Raw genomic sequence first — 18,174 nt, forward strand, 5'->3', positions numbered from 1 at the left:
TGTGTATAAGCCGGAACTCCGCTACCTGCCATAAGTAGCGGTTTTTGCTCAGGAGTTAACGCCATGTCCGAGCGGTGGACACCCGATAGCTGGCGCACCAGGCCGGTGCTGCAAATGCCCGATTATCCCGATGCCAAGGCATTGGCCGATGTCGAAGCGCAGCTTGCGACGTTTCCGCCGCTGGTTTTTGCCGGCGAGGCCCGCAACCTGAAAAAGGCGCTTGCGCGCGTCGCCGCCGGCGAAGCGTTCCTGCTGCAGGGCGGCGACTGCGCCGAGAGCTTTGCCGAACACGGCGCCAACAACATCCGCGACTTCTTCCGCGTGCTGCTGCAGATGGCGGTCGTGCTCACCTACGCCGGCGCGCTGCCGGTGGTGAAGGTCGGCCGCATCGCCGGCCAGTTCGCGAAACCGCGTTCGTCCAACACCGAGACGATCAACGGCGTCGAGCTGCCGAGCTATCGCGGCGACATCATCAACGACATTGCGTTTACCAGGGAAGCGCGCATCCCCGATCCGCAGCGGCAGTTGATGGCCTACCGGCAGTCGGCGGCGACGCTCAATCTGCTGCGCGCGTTCGCGACCGGCGGCTTTGCCAATCTCGGCAGCGTGCATCAGTGGATGCTCGGCTTCCTCAAGGACTCGCCGCAGTCGCGCCGTTACAAGGAATTGGCGGACCGCATTTCGGATGCGCTGAATTTCATGCGCGCCTGCGGCCTCGATCTCGAGAGCCATCCGGAACTGCGCGCCACCGACTTCTACACCAGCCATGAGGCGCTGCTGCTGGGCTACGAACAGGCTTTTACTCGCGTCGATTCCACCACCGGCGACTGGTACGCGACCTCGGGGCACATGATCTGGATCGGCGATCGCACCCGCCAGCTCGACCACGGCCATGTCGAATATTTCCGCGGCATCAAGAATCCGATCGGCCTGAAATGCGGGCCATCGCTTAAAGCCGACGAGTTGCTGAAGCTGATCGACGTACTCAATCCCGACAACGAGCCGGGACGGCTGACGCTGATCAACCGTTTCGGCGCCGACAAGGTCGGCGATCATCTGGCGCCGCTGATCCGCGCCGTGAAGCGGGAAGGGCGGGTCGTGGTCTGGTCGTGCGATCCGATGCACGGCAACACCATCACCTCGACGTCAGGTTACAAGACCCGTCCGTTTGACCGGGTGCTGTCGGAGGTGAAATCGTTCTTCGCGATCCATCAGGCCGAGGGCACCCATGCCGGCGGCGTGCACCTCGAGATGACCGGGCAGGACGTCACCGAATGTATCGGCGGCGCGCGCGCCATCACCGACGAGGATCTCAACGACCGCTATCACACGGTCTGCGATCCCCGTTTGAACGCAGAACAGTCGATCGACATGGCTTTCCTGATCGCGGAACTGTTGAAGCAGGAACGCGCCGGCAAGGTCCAGCCGATGCCGGCCGCAGCGGGTCTTTGATTTGCTGAGATTCTGGCGGGCCACGATCAATACCCGAAACGGTCTCGCCTTTGCGATCCGGTCGGAGCAGGCCGTCCGTGAGGAAATTGCGGCGCTGGCGATTTCGCTGCCGCTGGCGTGGCTGATCGGCGTCACGGCGATGCGCCGCGTCGAACTGGTCGCGGCCGTTGTCCTGGTGCTGGTGGTGGAACTTCTCAACACCGCGATCGAAAAGCTCGCCGACCGCCTTACCACCGACCACGATCCGCAGATCGGGCGGGTCAAGGATATGGGATCTGCCGCGGTCGGCGTCGCGCTGGTGATGGGCGGCCTGTTCTGGCTGTTCGCCATCGCCGAACGCATGGGCGCGATCTAAAGCAAGCGATTGCAGTTTGGGCTTGTGCAGGGCACCATTGGCACCATGAGCAAAGTCGAATTCAGGATCACACTGGCCCAGTTGAACCCGACCGTCGGCGACGTCGCCGGCAACGCCGCGAAAGCGCGTGTGGCGCGCGAGAAGGCGCGGGCCGATGGCGCCGATCTCGTGGTTTTTTCCGAGCTGTTCATCGCGGGCTACCCGCCGGAAGATTTGATCCTGAAGCCGGCGTTCCAGGCGGCCTGCCGCGCCGCGGTCGAGGAACTGGCGCGCGAGACCGCCGGCGGCGGCCCGGCTGTCCTGATCGGCACGCCCTGGGTCGAGGACGACAAGCTCTATAACGCCGTGGCCTTGCTTGACGAGGGTCGCATCGCGGCGCTGCGCTTCAAGGCCAATCTGCCGAATTACGGCGTGTTTGACGAGAAGCGGCTGTTCGCGCGCGGGCCGGCGTCCGGACCGGTGACCGTAAGCGGGGTGCGGATCGGTGTGCCGATCTGCGAGGACATCTGGCTCGAAGAGTCCGAGGAATACGAAAACGTCGTCGAATGTCTGGCCGAGACCGGCGCCGAGATCCTGGTGGTGCCGAACGGCTCGCCTTATGCGCGCGACAAGAACGATCTGCGGCTGTCGATCGCCGTGGCCCGTGTCACCGAGAGCGGTTTGCCGCTGATTTACTTGAACGAGGTCGGCGGGCAGGACGAATTGATCTTCGACGGCGCCTCCTTTGCGCTGAACGCGGATCTTTCGGTGGCGGTGCAGTTACCGGCGTTCGAGGAGAACATCACGACCCTGCACTGGTCGAAGACCAGTGACGGCTGGCGCTGCTCGGGCCCGATCACGCCGCTGCTCGAGGGCGACAAGGCCGATTACGCGGCCTGCGTGCTGGGCCTTCGCGACTATGTCCGCAAGAACGGTTTTCCCGGCGTGCTGCTCGGTGTGTCCGGCGGCATCGATTCGGCGCTGTGCGCGGCGATGGCGGTCGATGCGCTCGGTGCTGACAAGGTCCGCGGCGTGATGCTGCCATTTCGATTTACCGCGCAGGTGTCGCTCGACGATGCCGCCAAGCTCGCAACCGCGCTCGGCATCCGCTACGAGGTGCTGCCGATCGCGGACGCCGTGAACGGCTTTGAGAAGATCTTGTCGGGGACGTTCGCAGGGCTGCCGCGCGACATTACCGAAGAGAATCTGCAGGCGCGCGCCCGCGGCACGTTGTTGATGGCGATTTCCAACAAGACCGGCGCGATGGTGGTCACGACCGGCAACAAGTCGGAAATGTCGGTCGGCTACGCCACGCTGTACGGTGACATGAACGGCGGCTTCAATCCGATCAAGGATATCTACAAGACCGAAGTGTTCCGGCTCTCGAGCCTGCGCAATGAATGGAAGCCGGACGGCGCGCTCGGCCCGTCGGGCGAGGTGATACCGGTCAACATCATCACGCGGCCGCCGACCGCCGAATTGCGCGAGAACCAGACCGACCAGGATTCGCTGCCGCCCTACGACATGCTCGATGCGATCCTGGAACGCTTGGTCGAGCGCGAGGAGCCTTTGGCCTCGATCATCTCGGCGGGTTTTCCGCCCGAGGTGGTGACGCGGATCGATCGCCTGCTCAACATCGCCGAATACAAGCGCCGGCAGGCCGCGCCCGGCGTCAAGGTCACGCAAAAGAACTTTGGCCGGGACCGCCGCTATCCCATCACCAACCGCTTTCGCGATCCGGGCAAGCCGTTGCCCGAACCCGATCCCACGCTGCTGTCACGCGTGGGCCGGGCCTCGGTGGACGCGTTCGAGGGCTGAGATTATTGCTTCGGCGGAATGAAGGTCGGGCCGACGGTGCGGATCGGCCTGTCGCCGGCGGGAGCCGTGGAATCGGTGGCAGGCGCGGCCGATGCCGCGGCCGGCGGCGCGGTCGCCGTGGTGCCGGCGCCCTTCTTGGCAGACGCGCCTTTCGCCGGCTGCGGCTGGGCGCGCTGCTGCATTTTCTTCGCGCTCTCTTCGGTGACGATGATGTCGCCTTGCTGCTCGACGGCAGCCTTGTCGTCGACCGATTTCAGCGCATCCGACCAGGTCTGGCCGGCGGCCTTGCAGGCGCAGGATGGGTTGAACTCAGTGCGGAATTTGAATGCATTGGGTAGCGCGGTGTAGGGCTGGCCGGTGATCGAGACCGCCTGGTTGATGTCTTCGCCGGGGTTGCGGTAGGCGAACAGGCTCGCTTCCGTCGCCGGGCACAGCGCCTTGCACGTCCTCTCGTCGTCGGCAAAGCGCGCCTGCACGGTGGCGAAGGAGACCGGGAAATAGGCGCCGTCGCAGGTGCGCACGCAGACCGTTTTGAACGTTCCGGATTGCGGACCCATATCGACGCCGGGCGCCCCCGGACTGTTGTTGTTATTGTTGCCGAACAGATTGTCGATGAAACTGCCCGGGCCCCGCGCCGCGTTGACGTATTGCGGGCCGCAATTGTTCTGCGCCAGCGCGGTCAACACCGAGCGGCGCTGGTTCTCGCGGTCGGCGCCGCCGATCCCGCCGCTGCGCAGGCGTTCGAGGCTGGTCGTGATCTGATCGAGATTGCCGCGCATCTGCGAGATCTGGTTGTTGACCGGCCCGCATTGCGCCGACTGGCCGTTGAACAGCGAGAAGAAACCGGAACTGTCGCAGCCCATTCGCTTGGCCTGCAGCGTGACGCGATCGAGTTCGGCCTGCTGCTTGGTGGCCGCATCCTGGTAGCGGCGGATCTGGTCGTCCTTGGCGGGATCGCCGCTGCCGGCGCCGCGGTCGATCGTCGCCAGTTGCCCCTCGAGACGGATGCAGATCGGATTGCCCTGCGCGCCCTGCTGTTGTGTCGGCTGTTGCTGTTGTGGCGGCGAGTCGCCGGGGTTCATCTGCGCGAACGCGCCCGTGCACGGCAGCGTGATGCCGATCAGCATGGCGCAGGTCAAAATCCAGCGGGACGAGAAGGAGGTAAGGGTTTCAGGCATATCCGGCCTTCGAGAGCGAATCCGCGCGGTTATGGAAACCGAAAGGCGCGGCCAAGGCGGCAAGGTGCGGCCAAAGCCGCTTCCATCGCCAAGGCCGCCTGACATAGCTGCTTCTCGGGGCAGCGTCACGTCGTTTCCGGGGCACGGGTGTGGCAAAGCGCCCCCTCAGAGTACGCCGTGCCGGCCCGGTTCAGCGCTGGCAGGTGATGGCGACGTATTCCCCGCAACCATTACCCGTGCATTTCTCGTTCCCGGCCTTGGGAACCGCGCCGGTAATCTCGTCGGGATCGACGCGCCGGTAGGCGGTGGCCTGCGCAAAATCCCGTGACTGGCAATAGGAGCGGGCGGCATGGGCGCCGCATTTATCGCCCTTGGCGAGGCACTGGTCGACGCCGTAGCCGTCGGCCTGGTTGGCAATGATGAAGACGCGGCTGTCGGCCGAGGCGGCGGAAGCGGCGAGAAGGAATGCGCAGGCAATGAATGCTGACAAAGGTCGCATGGTGCACCGGGGAAGGAGGGGACCGCCCTTTATCAGATAGACCCAAAGCGTTAAGAATGATTAACCATGGCGGCGCTGGCCGGGGCGGGCGGCCCAAATCGGGTGCAAATCCGGGCTAAGCAGGCCCTTGACGGCGTCCCCCGGGCTGGGACATGGTGGGAACCATGAACGGTTTCCTCGCCATCTGCAGCATTTGCCGCGAGATTATTAGCTAGCGATTCGCTGGCTGAGGCCGTCTTTTCTCAACCGAGATCACTCGACGCCCGGCCGCAACGGACGGGATATCCATGCAATTGCGCCTCTACGATACGTTGACCAAGGAGAAGCGGCCGTTCACGCCGCTCGATCCCTCGAATGTGCGCATGTATGTCTGCGGGCCGACGGTCTACGACTTCGCCCATATCGGCAACGCGCGCCCGGTCATCGTGTTCGACGTGCTGTTCCGGCTGCTGCGGCACCTCTACGGCGCCGATCACGTCACCTATGTCCGCAACATCACCGACGTCGATGACAAGATCAACGCGCGGGCCGTGCGGGACTTTCCCGGGCTGCCGCTGAACGAGGCGATCCGCAAGGTCACGGAAGTGACGGCTAACCAGTTTTACGCCGACGCCGCGGCATTGGGTTCACTTCCGCCGACGTTCGAACCCCGCGCGACTGATTTCGTGCTGCCGCGCGCTGACGGCAAGACGGATATGGTGACGCTCATCAGGCAATTGATCGCGCGCGGTCATGCTTATGAGGCGGGCGGCGAAGTTCTGTTCGATACGGCGTCGATGCCGGATTATGGCGCACTTTCGGGCCGCAAGCTGGACGAGCAGCGACCGGGCGCGCGCGTCGCTGTCGATGCACACAAGAAAAATCCGGGCGATTTCGTGCTGTGGAAGCAATCGTCCGGCGATGAGCCGGGATGGGAAAGCCCATGGGGCAGGGGCCGCCCGGGGTGGCACATCGAATGCTCGGCCATGAGTGCTGCGTATCTCGGTGACGTGTTCGATATCCACGGCGGTGGCCTGGACTTGATCTTCCCGCATCACGAAAACGAAATCGCGCAGTCGCGCTGCGCGCACGGCACGCCTGCGATGGCGAACTACTGGATGCACAATGAATTCGTGCAGATCGAAGACACCAAGATGTCGAAGTCGCTCGGCAACTTCGTCACGATCCGGGAACTGCTGGCTGATTGGCCGGGCGAGGTGCTGCGCCTCAATATGTTGAAGGCGCATTATCGCTCTCCAATGGACTGGACGTTGAAGGGGTTGGAAGAAAGCGCCAAGACGCTCGACGATTGGTATTGGGTCGCGGCCGACATTAAGGGCGGGCGGCCTTCCGACGCCGTCATCGCGGCGCTGTCGGACGACCTGAACACGCCGCAGATGGTCGCGTCGCTGCACGGCTTGCGGAATAACGCGGCTTCCGGAAACGATCAGGATCGCAGCCAGTTTGCTGCCTCCTTGCGGCTGCTCGGTTTCCTGTCGGAGAGTGCTGCGGACTGGAAGGCACGCAAGCAGCAAGCGAGCGGCATCGACGCCAAGCAGATCGACGGCCTGATCTCCGACCGCACGGCCGCGCGCGCCCGAAAAGACTTCAAGGAATCCGACCGCATCCGCGATGAACTCGCCGCGATGGGCGTCGTCATCAAGGATTCCAAGGACGGCACCACCTGGGAGATCGCGCGATGAGCAAGCCCGATACGCCTTTCCCAAAACACTGGCGCTACTACATCTTCATCAAGTGGGCGGTCATCATCGCCGCGATCGTGCTTGCGCTAAAACTGTTCGGAGTATTTTGACGCGATGGGACAGGCATTGCCCCAACCTGCGCTGCGGCCGTTCCTGGCGGCGGATACGCCCGTGCTGGCGGCGATCTTTGTTGCCGCCATCGAGGAGTTGACCGGCGACGACTACAGCGAAGCGCAGCAGGAAGCCTGGGCCAGCGCCGCCGAGGACGAAGAGCAATTCGGCAAGCGTCTCGCCGGCCAGCTCACGCTGATCGCGACGCTGCAGAACTCGCCGGTCGGGTTCGCCTCCCTGAAGGGGCCTGACCATATCGACCTGCTCTACGTTCACCCGACCGCTGCGGGGCAGGGTGTCGCGTCAATGCTGTGCGAGGCGCTGGAAAAACTCGCGGGCGCGCGCGGCGCGAAAAGCCTGACGGTCGACGCCAGCGACAACGCGGCGGAATTTTTCTCAAAGCGCGGCTATGTCGGCATGCAGCGCAATACCGTCACTGTCAATGGCGAGTGGCTTGCCAATACCACGATGCAGAAGACGCTGGCCGACGGTGCTGCGCCGGGAGGCCAAACATGAGCCGCGAACGCCTCTATCTGTTCGACACCACGCTGCGCGACGGCGCGCAGACCAACGGCGTCGATTTCACCCTGCATGACAAGCAGATCATAGCGGGGATGCTCGACGAGCTCGGCATCGATTATGTCGAGGGCGGCTATCCCGGCGCCAATCCGACCGACACCGAGTTCTTTGCCGAAAAGCCGAAGTTAGAGCATGCGAAGTTCACGGCGTTCGGCATGACGCGGCGGCCCGGCCGCTCGGCCTCGAACGATCCCGGGCTCGCGGGGTTGCTGGAAGCCAAGGCCGACGCGATCTGTTTCGTCGCGAAGGCCTCGGCCTATCAGGTGCGCGTCGCGCTCGAGACCACCAACGAGGAAAATCTCGCCTCGATCCGCGACAGCGTCGGCGCGGCGAAAGCCGCGGGCCGCGAGGTGATGGTCGATTGCGAGCATTTCTTCGACGGCTACAAGGAGAACGCCGACTTCGCACTCGCCTGCGCGAAAGCGGCCTATGAATCCGGTGCACGCTGGGTGGTGCTGTGCGATACCAATGGCGGCACCATGCCGCATGAGGTCGAAACCATCGTCGGCAACGTGATCAAGCACATCCCCGGTGGTCACGTCGGCATCCACGCCCATAACGACACCGAGCAGGCGGTGGCCAATTCGCTGGCCGCGGTGCGCGCGGGCGCGCGGCAGATCCAGGGTACGCTGAACGGGCTCGGCGAGCGCTGCGGTAACGCCAATCTCTGTTCGCTGATCCCGACCCTGCGGCTGAAGCACGAATTCTCCGACGCTTTCGAGATCGGCGTCACCACAGAGAAGATGGCGACCCTGATGAAGGTGTCGCGGGCGCTCGACGACATGCTCAACCGCGCGCCGAACCGCCACGCGGCCTATGTCGGCGAAAGCGCGTTCGTGACCAAGACCGGCATTCATGCCTCCGCGGTCATGAAGGACCCGCACACCTACGAGCACGTGTTGCCTGAATTGGTCGGCAATCACCGCAAGGTGCTGGTATCCGATCAGGCCGGCCGCTCCAACGTCATCGCCGAACTGGACCGCGCCGGCATCGCCTATGAGAAGAGCGATCCGAAACTGGCGCGTCTGGTCGATGAATTGAAGGAGCGCGAAGCCGCCGGCTATGCCTACGAATCCGCCAACGCTTCGTTCGACCTGCTGGCGCGGCGCACGCTTGGAAAAGTGCCGGAATATTTCCGGGTCGAACAGTTCGACGTCAATGTCGAGCAGCGTTACAACGCCAACGGCCAGCGCGTCACGGTGGCGCTGGCGGTGGTGAAGGTCGACGTCGCCGGCGAGCGGCTGATCTCGGCGGCGGAAGGCAACGGCCCGGTCAATGCGCTCGACGTTGCGCTACGCAAGGACCTCGGCAAATACCAGAAATATATCGAAGGCCTGAAGCTGATCGACTATCGCGTGCGTATCCTCAATGGCGGCACCGAAGCGGTGACGCGGGTGCTGATCGAGAGCGAGGACGAGGCGGGCGAAAGCTGGACCACGATCGGGGTGTCGCCCAACATCATCGACGCTTCGTTCCAGGCGTTGATGGATTCGGTGATCTACAAGCTGGTGAAATCAGGCGCGCCGGCGTGAGGAACACCGTCATTGCGAGGAGCGTAGCGACGAAGCAATCCATTCTTTCCTTGTAGGTCTATGGATTGCTTCGCTTCGCTCGCAATGACGGTGAAAAAGCGGGGGCCTTTCAATGATCGACCACATCTCCGTCGGCGTCGCTGACCTCGAACGCGCCGCGCGCTTCTACGAAATGACGCTGGCGACGCTCGGGCTTTCGCGGCTGGTGACGCGGCCGGCGACGGTCGGCTTCGGCAAGAGCTATCCGGAATTCTGGATCAATCTGCGCGCCGGCATGGCGCCGGTCGCACCGGAGAGCGGCACCCACATCTGCCTTCGCGCGAAATCATCAGGTGATGTCGATGCATTCCACGCCGCTGCACTCAACGCCGGTGGCCGCTCCGACGGTGCGCCGGGGCTGCGTCCGAATGATCGGGTGAAATACTATGCGGCATTCATCGTCGATCCCGACGGCAACCGTATCGAGGCGGTGACGTTTCCGAGCGAGTGATGCGACTGAATCCCTAAAGCCGTCGCGCCACTTCCGGCACCATTTCCTCGCTGCCTTTCGGTGCGCGAGCGGCGGCGGTGCGCAAGCGCGGCAGGATATCCTCGACCCGGTCGGCCGTGAGAACATCGAGCGGCAGCGTCGCGCGGATGAACTCGGTCATGCGCATATGGGCGAGCAGCGAGAGCAGGGGCTCCCAGAAATTATCGATGTTGGCGAGCAGGATCGGTTTGTTGTGACGGCCGAGCTGCTGCCAGGTCAATTGCTCGACCAGTTCCTCCAGCGTGCCGATGCCGCCGGGGAGGGCGATGAACGCGTCGGAGCGTTCGAACATCAGCCGCTTGCGTTCATGCATATCGGGCGTGACGATCATCTCCTGCACGCGCGTCAGCGCGTTTTCCCGGGCTCTCAGAAAATCCGGAATGATCCCGGTGACGGAGCCGCCATGGTCCAGGGTGGATTTGGCGACCGCGCCCATCAGGCCGATCGAGCCGCCGCCATAGACGAGGCGGATATCGTTTTCGGCGAAGACCTTGCCCAGGGCGATGGCGGCTTCGACAAAGCGGGGGTTGGTGCCAGGGCCGGAGCCGCAATAGACACAGACGGTTTTGATTTGACTCATGTGGTTATGTGGCACTGCAACGTAAAATGCGTCAAGTCCGGTGTATCCCCTGTCGGAGCCGAATCAGGCCGCAAATGCCTGCAAAATGCGAAAGAATTGCTCCCCGAGGCTGTACCCGGCGTCTAAACGCTCTATATGACGGGCAGAATGCAGATCACTGGAAATCACGTGTCAGCGAGCCGGCGCGCCGCCCTGCCTGAGGCGCCCCGCTAATGGCCCATACCGATTCGCACCCGCGCGCCGGCGACGGGCCATCCGCCGCCATTACGCCACCCGAAAAGGCGACCCTGACCGGGACGCTGGTGCATCTGTGGCCCTACATCTGGCCAGGCGACCGCGTCGATCTGAAGATGCGCGTGGTCTGGTCGATGGTGCTGCTGCTGATCGCGAAGCTCGCGACGCTGTCGGTGCCGTTCACCTTCAAATGGGCAATCGACGCGCTCAACGGCACGCCGAGCGCGCCGGTGCAGTCATCGAACTGGACGATGTGGCTGATCGCTTCGCCGCTGCTGATGACCGCAAGCTACGGTGCGGTGCGGGTATTGATGGCGGTGCTGACGCAATGGCGCGACGGCATCTTTGCCCGCGTCGCCATGCATGCGGTGCGAAAGCTCGCCTACATCACCTTCGTTCACATGCACGAGCTGTCGCTGCGCTTCCATCTGGAGCGCAAGACCGGCGGGTTGACTCGCGTGCTGGAGCGTGGCCGCACCGGCATCGAAGTGATCGTGCGGATGGTGATCCTGCAGCTGATCCCGACCATCGTCGAGGTGTCGCTGCTGATGGGCGTGCTGCTCTGGCAGTTCGACTGGCGCTACGTGCTCGTCACCGCGATCACGGTCGTGGTCTACATGTACTATACCTATCTCGCGACCGAATGGCGGATCGAAATCCGCCGCAAGATGAACGATTCCGACACCGAAGCGAATACCAAGGCGATCGACTCGCTGTTGAACTACGAGACGGTGAAGTATTTCAGCGCCGAGCAGCGCGAAGCCGAACGCTATGATCGCTCGATGGAGCGCTACGAGCACAACAGCGTGAAGACCTATACCTCGCTGGCGGTTCTCAATACCGGACAGGCGGTCATCTTCACGGCCGGTTTGACCGCGATCATGCTGATGTGCGCGCTCGGCGTCCGTGACGGCAGCAAAACGGTCGGCGATTTCGTGCTGGTCAATGCCATGATGATCCAGTTGTACCAGCCGTTGAACTTCATGGGCATGGTGTATCGCGAGATCAAGCAGGCGGTGATCGACATCGAGAAGATGTTCAACGTGCTGTCGCGCAATCCCGAGATCAGGGATATTCCCGGCGCGACGCCGTTGGTCGTAAGCACCGGCAATGTGCGTTTCGACGATGTGCGGTTTGCCTACGATCCCGAACGTCCGATCCTGAAAGGCCTCAGCTTCGAGGTGCCCGCCGGCAAGACGGTCGCGATCGTCGGTCCGTCCGGCGCCGGCAAATCGACGATTTCCCGGCTGCTGTTCCGGCTCTATGACGTCTCCAGCGGCAAGATCCTGATCGACGGCCAGGATATCAGGAATGTCACGCAGGCCTCGTTGCGCGCCTCGATCGGCATGGTGCCGCAGGATACCGTGCTGTTCAACGACACCATCCGTTACAACATCCGCTACGGCCGCTGGGACGCCAGCGATGCCGAGGTGGAAAAGGCGGCGCAGCTGGCGCAGATCGACACCTTCATCAAGATGTCGCCAAAGGGGTACGAAACCCAGGTCGGCGAGCGCGGGCTGAAATTGTCCGGCGGCGAGAAGCAGCGCGTGGCGATCGCGCGCACCGTGCTCAAGGCGCCGCCGATCCTGGTGCTCGATGAGGCGACCTCGGCGCTCGACAGCCACACCGAACACGAAATCCAGGAGTCGCTCGAGCGGGTCTCGCGCAATCGCACGTCGCTGGTGATCGCGCATCGGCTCTCGACCATCGTCGGCGCCGATGAAATCATCGTGCTGGATCAGGGCCGCATCGCCGAACGCGGAACCCATGCGCAGCTTTTGGCTTCCGGCGGACTTTATGCCAGTACGTGGAACCGGCAGCGCGAGGCTGAGGAGGCGCGGGAAAAACTCGCGCAGATCGACGACGAGCACGAGGCGCCGAACCGCGTACCGCCGCCGGTCGAGGATCCCGTTCAGGATCCAGGCAAAGATCCGGTCAGCGGTCCGGGCAAAGATTCCTTGGCGACCGCCGCAGAATAGCCGAAACGAAGCTCCATCTCCCACCATGGGAGTGGGAAAGATGACAGCGAGCCCCCATGTCCATCGCCAATTCCATCCGCGCGCAAATCCCGCCGATCCATCCCGAGGGCTATCCCTTCATCGGCGGCTTTGCGCTTGCAAGTCTGGTCCTGTTCCTGCTCTGGACGCCGCTGGGCTGGATCGGAACGGTCCTGACGGTCTGGTGCGCGCTGTTCTTCCGCGATCCGGTGCGCGTGACGCCGGTACGCGAGGGCATCGTGGTGTCGCCGGCCGACGGACGGGTCTCGATGATCGCGCAGGTGTTGCCGCCGGCTGAACTCGGTCTGGGCGACAAGCCGTTGACGCGGATTTCGGTGTTCATGAGCGTGTTCAATTGCCACGTGAACCGCAGTCCGGTGGCGGGCCGGATCGACCGCATCGCGTACCGGCCGGGCACTTTCATTAACGCTGAACTCGACAAGGCGAGCGAAGACAATGAGCGCAACTCGCTGGTGATCTCGACGGCGAACGGGCGCATCGGGGTGGTCCAGATCGCGGGCCTGGTGGCGCGGCGAATCGTCTCATTCGTGCGCGAGGGGCAGTCGATCGGTGCCGGTGAGCGGTTCGGCCTGATCCGGTTTGGATCGCGCCTGGACGTCTATTTGCCAGAGGGCACTAAATCGCTGGTTTCCGAGGGCCAGACCGCGGTCGCAGGCGAGACCATTTTGGCCGATTTCAGGTCCGCCGACGCCGCGCGAACCTACCGGGCGGATTAATTAACTATTTAGCGCGAGCAATCAGTCGGTTCCCCACCGCGATGGCGGAGGGGCGTGGCGCCTGCTATATATTACCCAGCCATGTTGCCATCAGACCCCCAATCTCCGGAAATACGCCGCCGCCGGTTTCGTCCGATCCCGGTGCGGATGCTGGTGCCGAACTTCATCACGTTGCTGGCGATCTGCGCCGGGCTGACGGCGATCCGGCTGTCGACCGAAGGGCGGATGGAGCTCGCGGTGGGCGCCATCGTATTCGCCGCCGTGCTCGATGGCCTGGACGGCCGTGTCGCGCGCATGATCAAGGGCCAGTCCAAATTCGGCGCCGAACTCGACAGCCTCGCCGACTTCGTCAATTTCGGCGTGGCACCCGGCCTGATCCTGTATTTCTGGCAGTTGCATGAACTGAACAATGGCGGCTGGATCGCGGCGATGGTGTTTGCGATCTCGGGGGGCTTGAGGCTCGCCCGTTTCAACGCCTCCATCGACGATCCGAACAAGCCGCCGTTCGCCGCGAATTTCTTCACCGGCGTACCGGCGCCGGCAGGTGCGATTACCGTGCTGCTGCCGGTCTATCTGGCGTTTTTGGGCACACCGAAGCCGCCGGCCACGCTGACCGCTCTCTATACGCTTTTGATCGGCTTCCTGATGGTGTCGCGCCTGCCGGTGTTTTCCGGCAAGACGGTGCGCATGCGCGTGCCGCCCGAGATGGTGCTGCCGGTTTTCGTCTCGGTGGTGTTCTTCGTCGCGCTGCTGATCGGCTATCCCTGGCACATCCTGTCGTTCGGCTCGGTGCTTTATCTGATGAGCCTGCCGCTGGGATGGAAGAATTATCGCGACCACGAGCGCAACGCCGCGGCCGCGCAGGCGGCTGCGCCCGCAGATGCCGCAGCACCACCGAGCCCGGCGCCGGCCGCTTTCGCGCCGCCCGCGACCGATGCCAAGCAGGAAGAACGGCCGGCCCGGCTGAACTGAGCGGCTTGCACGGCTTCCATCCGAAATATCCGCCGAGATATCTGCCATGAGCTATCGCCGAGTTGGGTTCGACCCCAATCTCGGCTATAGGGCTTGATGAACCACGGCTTTCAAAATGGCCGGTGCAACATCAGGAGAAACGCCGTGAACAAGCACACTTCCGCTCCACTACCTGCGTCCGTCCTCGAAGCCTTGGCGCGCTACGACACGCCGACGATCTGCAATGCGATGGAAATCGTGGCGCCGGAGCGCCGCCTGATCGGCTACACGACGAAGCCGCTGGTATGCCCGTTTCCGGATCTACCGCCGATGGTCGGCTATGCCCGCACCGTGACGATCCGTTCGGTGCTCAAGTCCGGCCTTCCGGCCGACGAGCAGGCCAAGCGCCGCATCGAATATTACGAATATGTCGGCACCGGCTTCGGCCCGCGCATCACCGTGATCCAGGATATCGACGGCGCCGATGTCGGCTACGGCGCATTCTGGGGCGAGGTGCAGAGCAACGTGCACAAGGCGCTCGGCTGCCTCGGCGTCATCACCGACGGCTCGATTCGCGACATCCCGCAATGGGCGCCGGGCTTCCAAGCGCTCGCCGGATCGATCGGTCCGTCGCACGCCTGGGTCCATGCCGAGAATTTTGGCGGCGAAGTGCGCGTCGCCGGGATGACGGTGCGCTCCGACGATCTGATCCATGCCGACCAGCATGGCGCGATCGTGATCCCGGTCGACATCGCCGCAAAAATTCCCGAAGCCGCCGAACTCTGCGGCCGCCGCGAGACGCCGATCCTGGAGATCGCCCGAGCCAAGGATTTTTCGCTCGAGAAGCTGAAAGCGGCGCTGAAGAAGTCGGCCGAGATTCACTGACGCCTCACCATGAAAATGGACGGCAAGACCGTATTGATCACGGGTTCGACCGACGGCGTCGGTCGCTATGTCGCGGCGAAACTTGCCGTCGCCGGCGCGAAGGTGCTGATCCACGGCCGCGACAAGACGCGGGCCCAAACCCTGTCCGATGAGATCAAGCGGGCAGGGGGCTTTGAGCCAACCTTCTATCAGGCCGATCTGTCGTCGCTGGCGGAAGCGCGAATGCTGGCGGATGCGGTGCTGGCCGATCACAGGCGGCTCGACGTGTTCGTCAGCAATGCGGGGATCGGATCGCAGAACGAAGGGCCCGCGCGGCAGACCAGCAAGGATGGATACGAACTGCGCTTTGCGGTGAATTATCTCTCCGGCTTCCTGCTGGCGCGTCTGTTGCTGCCGCTGTTGACGGCGAGCGCGCCGTCACGGATCGTCAATGTCGCCTCGCTCGGCCAGCACCCGATCGATTTCGACGATGTGATGATCACCAAGAACTACAGCGGCAGCCGCGCCTACGCGCAGAGCAAGCTGTCGCAGATCATGTTCACCATCGATCTCGCCGAGGAACTGAAGGGATCGGGCGTGACCGCGAATTCGCTGCACCCCGCGACCTACATGAACACCACGATGGTGCGCGCCGGCGGCATCACGCCGATGTCGACGGTCGAGCAGGGAGGCGATGCGATCCTGCATCTGGTGACCGGCGATGACGTCGAGAGCAAGAGCGGCCTGTTCTTCAACGGCATGAACGAGGCGAAGGCCAACCCGCAGGCCTATGATGCGACCGCGCGCAGGCGTCTGCGGGCGCTCAGCCTCGAGCTGACCGGCGCGCCTGGGGCCTGACGCGAACGCGCCGGGTTTCGCCCATCTCCGGCCTGCCTTTTTCCAGCCGGACCGCATCTCGCCGTGGCCAAGACCGCATCGGCAGTGTATCGGAACGGACAAACAGCCTGTCGATCAACCCCGGAAGCACCGCTTGACCCAGTCTCCGACCACAAAACCCTTTGTCGAGGTGCTTTCCGGCCGCCGCCAGCCGGTTCCGCCGCTGTGGATGATGCGGCAGGCCGGCCGCTATCTGCCGGAATACCGCGAAGTCCGCGCCAAGGCCGGCGGCTTTCTCGACCTGTGCTTCACGCCCGAATTCGCCGTCGAGGTGACGCTGCAACCGATCCGCCGTTTCGCCTTCGACGCTGCGATCATTTTTTCGGATATTCTCGTCATTCCCTATGCGCTCGGGCGCGATGTCCGGTTCGAGGTTGGCGAAGGTCCGCGGCTCGATCCGCTGGATACGCCTGACAAGGTCGGCGCGCTGTCATCGGCGGGCGACTTCAGCAAGCTTGAACCGGTGTTCGAAGCGTTGCGCCGGGTGCGGCGCGAGCTCGACCCGAAGATCGCGCTGATCGGATTTTGCGGCGCGCCGTGGACGGTGGCGACCTACATGGTGGCCGGACAGGGCACGCCGGACCAGGCGCCGGCGCGGATGATGGCCTATCGCCACCCCGAAGCGTTTGCGAAAATCATCGACGCCATCGTCGAGAATTCGATCCTGTATCTGCTCGGACAGCTCAAGGCCGGCGCCGACGTGCTGCAGATCTTCGACACCTGGGCCGGGGTGCTGCCACCGCGCGAATTCCAGCGCTGGTCGGTCGAGCCGACCAAACGGATCGTCGAGGGCGTGCGCAAAAAAGTGCCCGATGCGAAGATCATCGGTTTTCCGCGCGGCGCCGGCGCGCTGCTGCCGTCCTATGTCGAGGCAACCAAAGTCGATGCGGTCAGCATCGACTGGGCCGCCGAACCGTCATTGATCCGCAACAAGGTGCAGAGCCGCGTCGCGGTGCAAGGCAATCTCGATCCGCTGGTCCTGATCGCCGGCGGCGAACCGCTCGATCGCGCGGTCGATGACGTGCTGTCGAACTACGCCGCCGGCCGGCTGATCTTCAACCTCGGCCACGGCATCCAGCCGGAAACCCCGATCGCGCATGTCGAGCAGATGGTGAAGCGGGTGCGCGCGTACCGGGGTTGATCCGTCATCTCACGCTTCGGGCCGCGTGCGCGCGATGATATCGGCCGCACCCTTATGCAGCAGTTCGAGCCCGACCGCGCGGCCGAGTTCGCGCGGGCGGTTGGCGGGACCGGAGCGCGTGACCTCGATGAATTTCCCGTCCCGGGCGTCGTCCAGCACCGAGGCAGTGAGCGTCATCTCCGCGCCTTCGATGGTGGAATAGCCTGCGATCGGCGAATTGCAGTGGCCATTGAGCACCCACAACACCTCGCGCTCGGCGTCGCAGCTCAGATGCGCGGCCGGATCGTCGATCAGCGCAAGATAACGCCGGGTCTGCCAGTCCTGTACCGCGCACTCGACGGCAACGATACCCTGTCCCACCGCAGGCAACATTTCCCTGGGCGATAGTTCGCAGGCGATGCGGTCCGCGAAACCGAGGCGCTCCAGGCCGGCCCGCGCCATGATCAGCGCGTCGGCGGGTCCGACCTCGCCGCCACCGGGCAGGCGCTGCATTTCCCGGCCGTCGAGCTTGCGGACGCGCGTGTCGGCCGCGCCGCGAAAATGAATCACCTCGATCTCCGGAAACAGCCGTCGCGCATAGGCCGCGCGCCGCACCGCGTTGGTCCCGATCTTGAAACCCCTGCCGCGCGAACGCCTGATATCCTCGATCGTAACGCCCGGCCGCAGCACCAGCGCGTCGGTCGGCGGATCGCGCGCCAGCGTCGCGCCGATCACCAGCCCCGGCGTATCCTCATTGCCGGGCATGTCTTTCAGCGAATGCATGGCGGCGTGAAGCCGGCCCGATACGACGGCGGCGCGGATTTCAGCGACGAACGCGCCGCCCTTGCCGCCATGGACCAGCAGCTTGCTGGTCTGGTCGGTATCGCCTGTGGTCTCGAACTTGACGATTTCGACGTTCAGCTCGGGTGCGGCGATCGACAGGCGCCGCGCGATTTCCTCGGTCTGGGCGAGCGCCATCGTGCTCTTGCGCGTGCCTATCCGCATTGTAACTGCCACCACCGACGCTCCATTCGGCAACCGCGAAAAGGGATCGCGGCGCGCGCGGAGATTAAGACCAGC

Annotated in this window: 17 protein-coding genes; 13 read left to right on the forward strand and 4 right to left on the reverse strand. The window is 63.9% G+C overall.

The window, feature by feature from the left end:
- Nucleotides 1–63: 63 nt before the first annotated feature.
- The 3 genes from NL528_RS18890 to NL528_RS18900 are packed head-to-tail and all read left to right on the forward strand — an operon-like array spanning nucleotide 64 to nucleotide 3,604.
- Nucleotides 64–1,452: a class II 3-deoxy-7-phosphoheptulonate synthase gene (locus tag NL528_RS18890; RefSeq protein ID WP_309184193.1), complete on the forward strand. Its 1,389-nt coding sequence runs from the start codon at nucleotides 64–66 to the stop codon at nucleotides 1,450–1,452.
- 1 nt (nucleotide 1,453) lies between these two features.
- The gene (locus tag NL528_RS18895) at nucleotides 1,454–1,807 is read left to right on the forward strand and encodes a diacylglycerol kinase (protein WP_074281115.1); all 354 of its coding nucleotides are present in this window, start codon (nucleotides 1,454–1,456) and stop codon (nucleotides 1,805–1,807) included.
- A gap of 45 nt (nucleotides 1,808–1,852) precedes the next feature.
- Entirely contained in the window at nucleotides 1,853–3,604 is a 1,752-nt protein-coding gene (locus NL528_RS18900; RefSeq protein ID WP_309184194.1) for an NAD+ synthase, read from the forward strand.
- A 2-nt stretch (nucleotides 3,605–3,606) separates the two neighbouring features.
- Here the strand turns inward: NL528_RS18900 and NL528_RS18905 are convergent, their stop codons facing one another.
- Both NL528_RS18905 and NL528_RS18910 read right to left on the reverse strand, forming a co-directional pair.
- Nucleotides 3,607–4,782 carry a DUF2865 domain-containing protein gene (locus tag NL528_RS18905; RefSeq protein ID WP_309184195.1) on the reverse strand — a complete coding sequence of 392 codons (1,176 nt, stop codon included), beginning with the start codon at nucleotides 4,780–4,782 and terminating at the stop codon, nucleotides 3,607–3,609.
- 190 nt (nucleotides 4,783–4,972) lie between these two features.
- Nucleotides 4,973–5,281: a hypothetical protein gene (locus tag NL528_RS18910; protein ID WP_074281117.1), complete on the reverse strand. Its 309-nt coding sequence runs from the start codon at nucleotides 5,279–5,281 to the stop codon at nucleotides 4,973–4,975.
- A 287-nt stretch (nucleotides 5,282–5,568) separates the two neighbouring features.
- Here NL528_RS18910 and cysS point away from each other — a divergent pair, with 287 nt between their 5' ends.
- The 4 genes from cysS (at nucleotide 5,569) to NL528_RS18930 (ending at nucleotide 9,675) form a co-directional block, all read left to right on the forward strand.
- On the forward strand, nucleotides 5,569–6,963 hold the full coding sequence (gene cysS / locus NL528_RS18915) for a cysteine--tRNA ligase (protein ID WP_309184196.1): 1,395 nt from the start codon (nucleotides 5,569–5,571) through the stop codon (nucleotides 6,961–6,963).
- Nucleotides 6,964–7,077: 114 nt separating this feature from the next.
- Nucleotides 7,078–7,590 carry a GNAT family N-acetyltransferase gene (locus tag NL528_RS18920; RefSeq protein ID WP_309184197.1) on the forward strand — a complete coding sequence of 171 codons (513 nt, stop codon included), beginning with the start codon at nucleotides 7,078–7,080 and terminating at the stop codon, nucleotides 7,588–7,590.
- The gene (cimA, locus tag NL528_RS18925; protein WP_309184198.1) at nucleotides 7,587–9,185 is read left to right on the forward strand and encodes a citramalate synthase; all 1,599 of its coding nucleotides are present in this window, start codon (nucleotides 7,587–7,589) and stop codon (nucleotides 9,183–9,185) included. Before NL528_RS18920 ends, cimA begins: the two co-directional genes overlap by 4 nt.
- 112 nt (nucleotides 9,186–9,297) lie before the next feature.
- Nucleotides 9,298–9,675 (forward strand): VOC family protein, encoded by a 378-nt coding sequence (locus tag NL528_RS18930; RefSeq protein ID WP_309184199.1) that lies wholly within the window; start codon nucleotides 9,298–9,300, stop codon nucleotides 9,673–9,675.
- A 13-nt stretch (nucleotides 9,676–9,688) separates the two neighbouring features.
- On the opposite strand, the gene NL528_RS18935 is transcribed toward NL528_RS18930, so the two are convergent.
- Nucleotides 9,689–10,294 (reverse strand): TIGR00730 family Rossman fold protein, encoded by a 606-nt coding sequence (locus NL528_RS18935; RefSeq protein ID WP_309184200.1) that lies wholly within the window; start codon nucleotides 10,292–10,294, stop codon nucleotides 9,689–9,691.
- A gap of 212 nt (nucleotides 10,295–10,506) precedes the next feature.
- Here NL528_RS18935 and NL528_RS18940 point away from each other — a divergent pair, with 212 nt between their 5' ends.
- From NL528_RS18940 to hemE, 6 genes are all read left to right on the forward strand, one after another.
- Nucleotides 10,507–12,507: an ABC transporter ATP-binding protein/permease gene (locus NL528_RS18940; RefSeq protein ID WP_309184201.1), complete on the forward strand. Its 2,001-nt coding sequence runs from the start codon at nucleotides 10,507–10,509 to the stop codon at nucleotides 12,505–12,507.
- A 56-nt stretch (nucleotides 12,508–12,563) separates the two neighbouring features.
- On the forward strand, nucleotides 12,564–13,262 hold the full coding sequence (locus tag NL528_RS18945) for a phosphatidylserine decarboxylase (protein ID WP_309184202.1): 699 nt from the start codon (nucleotides 12,564–12,566) through the stop codon (nucleotides 13,260–13,262).
- Between the two features lie 81 nt (nucleotides 13,263–13,343).
- Nucleotides 13,344–14,234, forward strand: a complete 891-nt coding sequence (gene pssA, locus NL528_RS18950) for a CDP-diacylglycerol--serine O-phosphatidyltransferase (protein ID WP_309184969.1) — start codon at nucleotides 13,344–13,346, stop codon at nucleotides 14,232–14,234.
- Between the two features lie 228 nt (nucleotides 14,235–14,462).
- Nucleotides 14,463–15,098 carry an RraA family protein gene (locus NL528_RS18955; protein ID WP_375144061.1) on the forward strand — a complete coding sequence of 212 codons (636 nt, stop codon included), beginning with the start codon at nucleotides 14,463–14,465 and terminating at the stop codon, nucleotides 15,096–15,098.
- 9 nt (nucleotides 15,099–15,107) lie between these two features.
- A complete protein-coding gene (locus tag NL528_RS18960; protein ID WP_309184204.1) occupies nucleotides 15,108–15,935 on the forward strand; it encodes an SDR family NAD(P)-dependent oxidoreductase in 828 nt (275 codons plus the stop codon).
- Nucleotides 15,936–16,068: 133 nt separating this feature from the next.
- Nucleotides 16,069–17,115, forward strand: a complete 1,047-nt coding sequence (gene hemE / locus NL528_RS18965; RefSeq protein ID WP_309184205.1) for a uroporphyrinogen decarboxylase — start codon at nucleotides 16,069–16,071, stop codon at nucleotides 17,113–17,115.
- 9 nt (nucleotides 17,116–17,124) lie between these two features.
- Here the strand turns inward: hemE and hemC are convergent, their stop codons facing one another.
- The gene (hemC, locus tag NL528_RS18970; RefSeq protein WP_375144062.1) at nucleotides 17,125–18,099 is read right to left on the reverse strand and encodes a hydroxymethylbilane synthase; all 975 of its coding nucleotides are present in this window, start codon (nucleotides 18,097–18,099) and stop codon (nucleotides 17,125–17,127) included.
- Nucleotides 18,100–18,174: the final 75 nt, after the last annotated feature.

The sequence above is a fragment of the Bradyrhizobium sp. Ash2021 genome (assembly GCF_031202265.1).
GTDB lineage: Bacteria > Pseudomonadota > Alphaproteobacteria > Rhizobiales > Xanthobacteraceae > Bradyrhizobium.

Coding starts and splice junctions, on each gene's coding strand:
- NL528_RS18890 (WP_309184193.1), top strand. CDS start 64: ATGTCCGAGCGGTGGACACCCGATAGCTGGCGCACCAGGCCGGTGCTG.
- NL528_RS18900 (WP_309184194.1), top strand. CDS start 1,853: ATGAGCAAAGTCGAATTCAGGATCACACTGGCCCAGTTGAACCCGACC.
- NL528_RS18905 (WP_309184195.1), bottom strand. CDS start 4,782: ATGCCTGAAACCCTTACCTCCTTCTCGTCCCGCTGGATTTTGACCTGC.
- NL528_RS18910 (WP_074281117.1), bottom strand. CDS start 5,281: ATGCGACCTTTGTCAGCATTCATTGCCTGCGCATTCCTTCTCGCCGCT.
- cysS (WP_309184196.1), top strand. CDS start 5,569: ATGCAATTGCGCCTCTACGATACGTTGACCAAGGAGAAGCGGCCGTTC.
- NL528_RS18920 (WP_309184197.1), top strand. CDS start 7,078: ATGGGACAGGCATTGCCCCAACCTGCGCTGCGGCCGTTCCTGGCGGCG.
- cimA (WP_309184198.1), top strand. CDS start 7,587: ATGAGCCGCGAACGCCTCTATCTGTTCGACACCACGCTGCGCGACGGC.
- NL528_RS18930 (WP_309184199.1), top strand. CDS start 9,298: ATGATCGACCACATCTCCGTCGGCGTCGCTGACCTCGAACGCGCCGCG.
- NL528_RS18935 (WP_309184200.1), bottom strand. CDS start 10,294: ATGAGTCAAATCAAAACCGTCTGTGTCTATTGCGGCTCCGGCCCTGGC.
- NL528_RS18940 (WP_309184201.1), top strand. CDS start 10,507: ATGGCCCATACCGATTCGCACCCGCGCGCCGGCGACGGGCCATCCGCC.
- NL528_RS18945 (WP_309184202.1), top strand. CDS start 12,564: ATGTCCATCGCCAATTCCATCCGCGCGCAAATCCCGCCGATCCATCCC.
- pssA (WP_309184969.1), top strand. CDS start 13,344: ATGTTGCCATCAGACCCCCAATCTCCGGAAATACGCCGCCGCCGGTTT.
- NL528_RS18955 (WP_375144061.1), top strand. CDS start 14,463: ATGGAAATCGTGGCGCCGGAGCGCCGCCTGATCGGCTACACGACGAAG.
- NL528_RS18960 (WP_309184204.1), top strand. CDS start 15,108: ATGAAAATGGACGGCAAGACCGTATTGATCACGGGTTCGACCGACGGC.
- hemC (WP_375144062.1), bottom strand. CDS start 18,099: ATGCGGATAGGCACGCGCAAGAGCACGATGGCGCTCGCCCAGACCGAG.